The following is an 8,836-nucleotide window of genomic DNA, read 5'->3' as shown; positions in this document are numbered from 1 at the left end:
CCCTGCCCTCCGAAATCCATACGACTCTATTGCCTGAACATAGGCCGTTTGGAAGTTAAGCACTGAAACTCACCAAGGGCTGGGGCTTCTGACAGCACCTACAGCAACCACTCGACGGGCAGTCGCCATACTAAGCGCACTTGCAAACGCTGCCACCAGGTGCAGCCGGGTTCGTGAGTGTGCACCACTTCATGCGCTTCGCCGGGATACTCAACCCAGTTCACCCGCCGCCACTTATCTAATCGCAACGTCCAGGCACGCTCGCGCATCGATTGGCTAAAGCGCTCATGGGTCTGCCCGGCTAGCGCCTCGCACTCAATCACAATCCCCATTTCGGTATTCAACATCGCCGAACGGGGATCAAAATTAAACGAGCCGATAAACAGGGTGTGGTTATCCACCGTAAACGTCTTGGCATGCAGGCTGGAGCCGGAATTCCCGGTCAGGCCGCGATCGTGCGGCACCTCACCGGCAGAGTCCTGCGGCTTCATCTCATACAACGTCACGCCGTGGCGCAGCAGTTTCTTACGCCACTTGGCATAACCTGCATGCACAATCGAAACATCATTCGCGGCCAGGGAGTTGGTCATAATGGCAATTTTCACGCCGCGCCGCCGCAGTGCCAACAACTGCGCCACACCCGCGCGCGTCGGTACAAAGTAGGCGGAAATAATATCGAACTGACGCTGTGGCAACCCAATCACCTCCAACATCCGTTGAGGTAACAGCGAACCACGGCGGGCTTTGCCCAGGCCCTTGCGCGGATCATCACTCAGCAAACGCGCTTTGGCCCACGTCATGGCCAGGGTTCCCCGCGCAATGTGATGCATAAACTCAGAAGCCGCCAACCGCTGCTGGTAGAGCTGCACCGCTTCGCACTCTCGCCACTCCTGCGGCAGCGCAATCGGCGCATGGCAGTCAACGTGGGGCGCGATCACCGCCCGAAGCGGGTGAACCGGCGAACTGTTCCAGTAGCGATCAAAATCAGTGGCAACCTCATCCACCACCGGCCCAATCGCCAGCACGTCCAGATCCGCAAACAGCGGCGCGTCACCGGCACCAAAATACTCATCGCCAATATTGCGCCCGCCTACCAACGTGGCCACGCCATCCACCGTCAGGCTTTTATTGTGCATGCGACGATTCAGACGGGCAAAATCGGTCAGATAGCCCAGGGCGCGCAGGGTTCTAAACGAAAAAGGATTAAACAGACGCACGCTGATATTTGGATGGGCATCCAGCTGCGCCAGCGTATCATCCAGCCCCGGCGTATTATTATCATCCAACAACAGGCGCACCGTAACACCGCGCTCAGCGGCGGCGAGCAGCGCATTGAACAGCATCCGCCCTGACATATCGTTGTGCCAGATATAGTACTGCACATCAATGCTGTACTCGGCGCGCTCCAGCAGCAGATAGCGCGCAGCAAACGCATCTAACCCTTCCGCCAGCGGATGAATGCCGCTCTGCCCCGGATGCTGTGCACAGCGCGGTTGTAATTTATCCGCCAGCCAACCGCGGCTGGCAGTTTGATAATCCACAGCTTCGGTCATGGTTTTTCCCTGTCAACATTGCCCACTGCAAACCCTCAGTGAGGGCTATTTCTAGTCTAGACTTATGCGGACACTCTGTATCCGCGCTTCAACGGAGGGCAGGAAAAAAATGCAGGATATCCCACAACGCCATCAGCCCCGGCTGTTTCGCAGTTTTTTTCAGGGTAGCTTTCCCTGCTCCACCGCCTGCCGTAGCGAAGGTAAACGGCTGGACATGGTGATCAGCAGCGGACACGATATGCTACTCGACCATGATTATGCTGCGCTAAAAGCGCTGCGTCTGCTCAGCGCACGCGACGGGGCGCGCTGGCACCTGATTGAACAGGTTCCCAATCAGTATGACTGGAGCAGCTTTTTGCCCATGGTACAGGCGGCGCAGCGCCACGGATTACAGATTATCTGGGAACTGGCGCATTTCGGCTATCCCGATCATCTGAATATCTGGAAAAACAGTTTTGTCGATCACTTCAGTCGCTTTGCCGGGGCGATGGCGCAACTGATGTATGACGAAGGCATCCGCTTGCCCTTCTTTACGCCGGTGAATCAGATCTCTTTCTGGTCATGGGCCGGGGCGGATGTGGCCTGGCTCAATCCCCACAGCGCTGAACGCGGGCGCGAGCTGAAGCGTCAGTTGGTAAGAGCCTCGCTTGCCGCGATACATGCCATCCGCGAAGTTTACCCCGAAGCCCGCTTTGTGCTGACCGATCCGCTGGTACAAATTGCCGCCGAGCCGGACAATCCCGACAGTAAGCCCCATGCGGATGCGCAGCATCAGGCGCAGTTCGAAGCCTGGGATATGCTGGCCGGAATACAGGCTCCCGAGCTGGGCGGGTCGCTGGACTGTCTGGATATTTTGGGACTCAACTATTATCCCGATAACCACTGGTTTTTCGCGGGCGCACCGATGCCGGTTGATCACCCTGCACGTCTGCCACTGCACCAGCTTCTCGCCCAGTACTGGCAGCGCTATCAGCGCCCGCTGTTGTTAGCCGAAACCGGTGCCGAAGGGGATGCGCGCGCGCCGTGGCTGCGTCAGGTGAGTGAAGAGGTCACGCTGGCGTTAAATCAGGGCATTGCGGTAGAGGGAATTTCGGTTTATCCGGTGGTGGAATACCCAATGTGGGCAGATGATCGCCGCTCGCCGGGGGCGCTGTTAGGTCTGGGCGATCCTAACGGCAACCGCACGCTGCATGAAGCGCTGGCGCTGGAGTTGCGCAGTCAGCAGATCAAATTACAGAGCCGCTATCAGGAAGTTTAACGGTGGGGTTTTGCCGCGTAGCAGTTTTGCACATCAAGGGAGGATTCAGACGGGCGGCGCACATCAGCCAGCCAGGTCATGGCAGACAGAAACACCACGCCGATCAGGCAAGCGGTCAGTAAACCGATAATAGCAATAAGTTTGTCGTCTCTGGCTTCCATAGCAATCTCCCTGACGAAGGTGTGCCTGCCGATCTGTTCAGCTCATCCACAGCGTGATCAATAACACGAAGATTATAAGCGTCACCGAGGTGACTGCAAGCACCATGATGGCAAAGTGAGCATCATCCATGCTGTCACGTAGCGGTTCCTGCGGTTCAGAGGGTGGCGACATAGTGTGGTTTTAGCAGGAAGGCCAGCAAAGGTGAGGTAGTTTAAGGGAATCCGCCTTTTTTGCCAGCAAATTCTGTAGTGGGTTGGGTGCCAGGTCTGGGAGGCGTCGCGGTGGATTTAGGGTGAGTACTCAGGTCTGGGAGGTGTCGGGGTGGATTTGGGTTCAGTACTCAGGCCTGGGAGGTGTCGCGGTGGTTTGGGCACCCAGGTCAACCAAGGGGGGTATGACTGCTCGGGAAGATTGCTCCTGCCGATCGACCACGACGTCCATGTCGTGGACGCACTCGCTATCATACCCCCCTTGGTTTCCCCCATGAGCCACATTGCGGCTGTCAGAAGATCGTGCGATGGGTGGATTGCAGAGGTAAAACTGACAGGTTCTGGTGGCGGTTAGAAGATCGTGCGGTGGGTGGATTGCAGAGGTAAAACTGACAGGTTCTGGTGGCGGTTAGAAGATCGTGCGATGGGTGGATTGCAGAGCTAAGACGGACAAATTCTGATAGCGGTCAGAAGATCGTACGGTGGGTGGATTGCAGAGGTAAAACTGACAGGTTCTGGTGAGCGAGGGAAATACCCTCTCCCGCAGGAGAGGGTGAGATGGCTTAGAAATCGTAGCTCATCGAGACTTTCAGCGTACGTGGATCGCCCTGAGTCAGGTAGGTGCCTGAGTAGTCGATATTCGCCCAGTACTTCTCATTGGTCACGTTCTCAACCGCTACGCGCCAGGTGACGTCATTCTGGTTGATTTTGGTGTGATAGCGCACACCCAAATCCAGCGTGGTGTAGCTGTCGATACGCTTGGTGTTAGCAGAATCCGCCCACTGTGGCCCGGTATGGCTTAACAGTGCAGTAGCAGTAAGGCCATCAATCGGTTTGATGTCGTACTCTGCACCCAGCGCGTAGTTGAAGCGCGGCACGCCGATTGCCTCTTTGCCGTCGTAAGTCCCGCCAGACGTTTTCGCCATGATCGGATCGATCCAGGTAGCGCTACCGTTGATACGCAAGCCCAGTACCGGTTCACCGAAGACATTCAGTTCCACGCCGCGATGACGCTGTTCGCCATCCATACGGTAGACATTGTCGCTACCCAAAATGCCGGAAGGCTTTTTGATCTCAAACAGCGCCAACGTACCGCCCACACGACCAAAGTCGGTTTTCACACCCACTTCGTTCTGTTTGGAGTGAGCAATACCGGTTACAGAACCGTAGTTGTCTGAGCCTTTTGGTGCCGCATCGCCCGGCAGCAGCGCTTCGGTATGGTTGGCATAGAAAGAAACAAACTGCCACGGCTTATAAACGATACCGTAAGTAGGCATCCAGCGGCTGTTGGTGTAACGCGAAGTGGTATCTTCTGCCTGGGTGTTGTAATCGTAATTACGTACCCACACTTTCTGATGGCGCGCCCCTACGGTCAGCAACAGGCTGTCATTCAATACGCCTAAGGTGTCGCTCAGCAGGTAGCCCTGTGAACGGTTACGTTGAGTGGTTTTGGGATCGTAGTATTCGCCACCCGCGTAAGTAGGATCTGGACGTCCCACATTCACCGGATCGTACATATTGTAGTCGTTGCCCGCGAAGGACATGCGATAGGCATTTTTCGCATTGCTGGTCAGGGCGGAGTAACCTACGTTGACTTTGTGCGAGACAAAGCCGGTATCAAAGTTACCACGCAGGCCAAACATGCCGCTCATATTGTCCTGACGACGGTTGGTATCAAAAGTGTTGATACTGAGGTCGCCGTCGGAATTCAGCAGCTTCGGCGTGGCATAGTTACCAATTTCATGGCTATGCTGTGCACCCAATGCGCCATAGGCGGTCCAGCTATCTGTCAGGTCATACTCGGCTTTTGCCAGGCCCCACTCGTTTTCAATGTTGCTGAACACCCACGGCTGGCTGTAGTTGGTCGAGTTGGACGGTACAGCAGGCAGAGAATCCACACCGCTGACGTTGATCCCCATACGGCCATCATGGAAGGTCTTTTTCTGGTAGCCGACATCCAGTGAGGTACGCAGGCGTTCACCGCGATAATCCAGGCCGATTGAGGCGGCGGTGGTGCGTTTCTTCTCACCGTCTACACCGGTTTCACCTTCACGATGAACGGCATTGAAGCGCACGCCGAACTGGTTGTTATCACCAAAGCGGCGACCGATATCCACGTTTCCTCCCACCTGGGATGATGAGGTGTAATCCACGCCGATACGCGTCAGCGGCGTATCATCCGCGTGTTTGGGTTCGAGGTTGATCATACCGCCAACCGCTGCGGTAGTGGCACCGTTGAGCAGGCCGTTAGCCCCTTTGAAAATTTCGACGCGGTCAATCAGCGAAGCATCCATGACCTGACGTGGCACAACACCCTGCAAGCCACCGAAGGTCATATCGTCGCCATCCATCAGGAAACCACGGATGCGATAGCTTTCCGCAAAGTTACCGTAACCTTTTACGTTTTGTACCGTGGCATCATTGCGGATCACGTCAGCAATGGTCTGTGCCTGCTGATCCTGAATGGCTTTAGAGGTAAAGCCAATCACGTTAAACGGCACGTCCATGGCGTTTTGCTCGCCGAGCATACCAAGACGACCACCGTGCGCAATCTGCCCATCAAGGTAGGCTGGCACCAGCTGGTTGCCGCCTGGCTTGAAGTCCTGCTGTGGCGTAGCAGTAACGACTAACGTTTTGTCAGTATTGGCTGCTGCATTCGCATCCGCTGCGGCTTTGGCAGTGACATTAGGTTGAGTCGTGGTTGTGGTGGCTGCCGTCACTGGCAAAGAACCGGTGCTGACCAGTAAGGCAAGCAGCGTCGGTTTGAATCCGGGCGTTGAGAACGTACGGCGCATAATGTTGATACCTGATGAGATGAAAAAAAATGAGAATCATTATTATTGACGTTGCGATTATCCTGAGCGCATCGGTGATTGCAAGCGAATTATGAGAGAACGTAACAACGTTTTATCGTGGTGAGGGCATGAGATATATCTTAGATCGCCAGACCGCGATGACTTAATGATCCTTACATTCTCCAGCGAGCCAATTAGCGCATTGGGCGGCAAATTTTAGTGATATAGCCACAAACTGCGCGGTCACGGGTCTGCACAGTATTCACATGAAGGCGGGGATGACGGGGAGTAGAGTAAAGCTTCCGCCGCAAGGATGCGGCGGCAGAGCCTCCAGGGAGGGATTCACGGCGTCTTTACGGCACTCCCCGTCATCTGCGACTGGAACGCATAACCTCTAACTGAAACGCCCCCATTACCAATGCAAACGCAACCCCAAAAAAAAATCCGCTACCTCAGAGAGATAACGGATGCTTTTGCAACGGTCTGCGGCCAGTGGCGAATTACAGCGTATCGAGCCTTTTTAGCATCTGCCCTAATACCCCTTCGGTCACCTTAAGCGCTTCGGGATCAACATCTTCCAGCAGCCTTGCACGCAGCGCGTCGGCTTCGGCCTTCACGCGGAGAAAGGCCTCTTTGCCCTGCTCGGTCAACACCAGCAGGCGCTTGCGCCGATCTTCCGGTGGCTGTACGCGCGTCACTAACTGCTGTTTCACCAGCCGATCGATCAGCGGAACCACGCTGGCATCTTCCAGCCCGAGGAGCTGGGCCAGGGCGGTTTGGGTCAGGGGATGTTCCGCATTTTCCAGCGTCGCGATGGCAAGCCAGGCGCTCATGCTAAGCCCGCTCTCTTTCAAATGCCGGTCAACGGCCAAACGCCAGGCGTGGGCGGTGGAGTGGAGTAAACGGGTGAAGGTCCAACTGGTGGTGCTCAAAATGGTGGTGCCTCAACGATGGGTAGAATAACCCTGAGAAACAAGTGACAAAGCATAACAGTTTGCTCACGAAGCGCAATCCATCTGGCGCGCTACGCTACGGGTAACACGCGGCTGCGATAAAAGGCGTTTTTAGTGCTGTATAACGCGGTTCAGACACGTTTTTGTCTCGGCTTTGCTCCACCAAACGCTTGATTTTCCAACCGGAACGCGCCGCCGCTCAATCAAGACCTTGCTGGTTTTTCTGGCATCCCCTCGCGCTTCCCGCTACCATCTGGCGGTGATTCCCCCCCTCCCGCCTCGTGCAGTGTCAACGCGAGCAAATAAAAACGAGAAACCATGAGTAAAACAGAGACGATGTCCGCAGGACAGACGGACGATATACGCGTGTCGCACGTGCTGCGCTCCCCCAAACTTCTGACGCGGGAAACCCTTGCCGGGGTGATTACCGCACTGGCCCTGATCCCGGAAGTGATCTCCTTCTCGGTAATTGCCGGGGTCGATCCCAAAGTCAGCCTGATCGCCTCGGTGGTGCTGTGCCTGACGTTATCCCTGTTAGGCGGACGCCCGGCGATGGTCACGGCCGCTGCGGGTTCGGTGGCGCTGGTGATTGGCCCGATGGTCCACACCCACGGCGTAGAATACATTCTGCCTGCGGTGGTGCTGGGCGGCGTGATTCAAATCCTGTTCGGCCTCGCCGGGCTGGCGCGCATGATGCGCTACATTCCCCGCTCGGTAATGCTGGGCTTTGTCAATGCGCTGGGCGTCTTGATCTTCTTTGCTCAGGTGCCGCACGTCTGGGGCCAGTCACCGCTGGTGTGGGGGCTGTTTGCCGCCACGCTGGTGATTGTGCTGTTACTACCGCGTATTGTTAAAAGTATCCCTTCCCCGCTGGTGGCGATTGTTGCCGTCACTGCCGCGGCTTTATTACTGGGCTGGCGCGTGCCGAACGTGGCGGATGAAGGCCCGATGAGCGCCGGACTGCCCAGTTTCACTCAATTGCTGGTGCCGCTGAACCTCAACACCTTACAAATCGTCTGGCCGACTGCGCTTAGCGTAGCCTTCGTGGGCTTAATGGAGTCATTACTGACGGCCAAACTGGTGGATGATATTACCGATACGCCATCCAGCAAGCGCCGTGAATCCTGGGGGCTGGGCATCGCCAATATTCTGGCGGGCTTTTACGGCGGGATTGCGGGCTGCGCGATGATCGGCCAGACCATTGTGAACGTGGAGATGGGCAAAGCGCGCTCGCGCGTCTCCACCGTGGTGGCGGGTTTGGTGCTGCTGTTGCTGGTGACCGGGCTTTCCACGCTGATGGCGCAGATCCCGATGGTGGTGTTAGCGGGGATTATGATGGTGGTGGCGGTGAAAACCGTGAACTGGCACAGCCTGCAACCGGCGACGCTCAAACGCATGCCGTGGTCAGAAACCACGGTGATGGTATTAACCGTGGCGATCACCGTCTGGACCAGCAACCTGGCGCTGGGCGTGCTGGCCGGGGTAATCGTAGCGATGATGCTGTTTGCCCGCCGCATCGCGCATGTGATTCGCGCCGAGCGCGAAGTGATGGGGGAAGTGGCGACCTATACCGTGCGCGGCCCGCTGTTTTTTGCCAGCAGTAATGACCTTTTTGAGCATTTTGACTATGCCCACGATCCGAAAACGGTAGTGATTGATTTAACCCATGCGCAGATTTGGGATGCCTCAAGTGTGGCAGCATTAGACGGGATTGTGCACCGCTACGGGCGCTATGGGGTGCAGGTAGAGATTATCGGGCTGGATGGGCGCAGCGGGGAGTTTCATGAACGGCTGAGTGGGAAGTTGGGGTGAAAATAGCGCACGGCTATGGGTTCGGATAGATAACCTATAGCCGTGGCGGCTTACACCAGCGAAAAACGGGGGCATTAAAATGCACATCGGGCAG

Annotated in this window: 7 protein-coding genes; 2 read left to right on the top strand and 5 right to left on the bottom strand. The window is 56.3% G+C overall.

Annotation, left to right across the window (positions count from 1 at the left end; all coding sequences use genetic code 11):
- Positions 1-98: 98 nt before the first annotated feature.
- The gene (locus B880_RS0122995; RefSeq protein WP_017349811.1) at positions 99-1,553 is read right to left on the bottom strand and encodes a phospholipase D family protein; all 1,455 of its coding nucleotides are present in this window, start codon (positions 1,551-1,553) and stop codon (positions 99-101) included.
- A gap of 109 nt (positions 1,554-1,662) precedes the next feature.
- On the opposite strand from B880_RS0122995, the gene B880_RS0122990 reads away from it, so the two are divergent.
- Positions 1,663-2,811 carry a hypothetical protein gene (locus tag B880_RS0122990; RefSeq protein ID WP_017349810.1) on the top strand — a complete coding sequence of 383 codons (1,149 nt, stop codon included), beginning with the start codon at positions 1,663-1,665 and terminating at the stop codon, positions 2,809-2,811.
- On the opposite strand, the gene B880_RS26920 is transcribed toward B880_RS0122990, so the two are convergent.
- From B880_RS26920 to B880_RS0122970, 4 genes are all read right to left on the bottom strand, one after another.
- Entirely contained in the window at positions 2,808-2,972 is a 165-nt protein-coding gene (locus B880_RS26920; RefSeq protein ID WP_017349809.1) for a hypothetical protein, read from the bottom strand. The genes B880_RS0122990 and B880_RS26920 overlap by 4 nt on opposite strands.
- A 37-nt stretch (positions 2,973-3,009) precedes the next feature.
- A complete protein-coding gene (locus B880_RS27250; protein WP_272947544.1) occupies positions 3,010-3,144 on the bottom strand; it encodes a hypothetical protein in 135 nt (44 codons plus the stop codon).
- Positions 3,145-3,745: 601 nt separating this feature from the next.
- Positions 3,746-5,977 (bottom strand): TonB-dependent receptor, encoded by a 2,232-nt coding sequence (locus B880_RS0122975; protein ID WP_017349807.1) that lies wholly within the window; start codon positions 5,975-5,977, stop codon positions 3,746-3,748.
- Between the two features lie 500 nt (positions 5,978-6,477).
- Positions 6,478-6,909: a MarR family winged helix-turn-helix transcriptional regulator gene (locus B880_RS0122970; RefSeq protein ID WP_017349806.1), complete on the bottom strand. Its 432-nt coding sequence runs from the start codon at positions 6,907-6,909 to the stop codon at positions 6,478-6,480.
- 339 nt (positions 6,910-7,248) lie between these two features.
- Here B880_RS0122970 and B880_RS0122965 point away from each other — a divergent pair, with 339 nt between their 5' ends.
- The gene (locus B880_RS0122965; protein ID WP_026042859.1) at positions 7,249-8,742 is read left to right on the top strand and encodes a SulP family inorganic anion transporter; all 1,494 of its coding nucleotides are present in this window, start codon (positions 7,249-7,251) and stop codon (positions 8,740-8,742) included.
- The last annotated feature ends 94 nt before the right edge of the window (positions 8,743-8,836 follow it).

Origin of the sequence: Pantoea sp. A4, assembly GCF_000295955.2 — a bacterium.
Lineage (GTDB): Bacteria > Pseudomonadota > Gammaproteobacteria > Enterobacterales > Enterobacteriaceae > Pantoea > Pantoea multigeneris.
This window is presented reverse-complemented; position numbering and strand designations above follow the sequence as displayed.

Excerpts from the sequence above, each read along its gene's own strand:
- B880_RS0122995 (WP_017349811.1), bottom strand. The coding sequence starts at position 1,553 with ATGACCGAAGCTGTGGATTATCAAACTGCCAGCCGCGGTTGGCTGGCG.
- B880_RS0122990 (WP_017349810.1), top strand. The coding sequence starts at position 1,663 with ATGCAGGATATCCCACAACGCCATCAGCCCCGGCTGTTTCGCAGTTTT.
- B880_RS26920 (WP_017349809.1), bottom strand. The coding sequence starts at position 2,972 with ATGGAAGCCAGAGACGACAAACTTATTGCTATTATCGGTTTACTGACC.
- B880_RS27250 (WP_272947544.1), bottom strand. The coding sequence starts at position 3,144 with ATGTCGCCACCCTCTGAACCGCAGGAACCGCTACGTGACAGCATGGAT.
- B880_RS0122975 (WP_017349807.1), bottom strand. The coding sequence starts at position 5,977 with ATGCGCCGTACGTTCTCAACGCCCGGATTCAAACCGACGCTGCTTGCC.
- B880_RS0122965 (WP_026042859.1), top strand. The coding sequence starts at position 7,249 with ATGAGTAAAACAGAGACGATGTCCGCAGGACAGACGGACGATATACGC.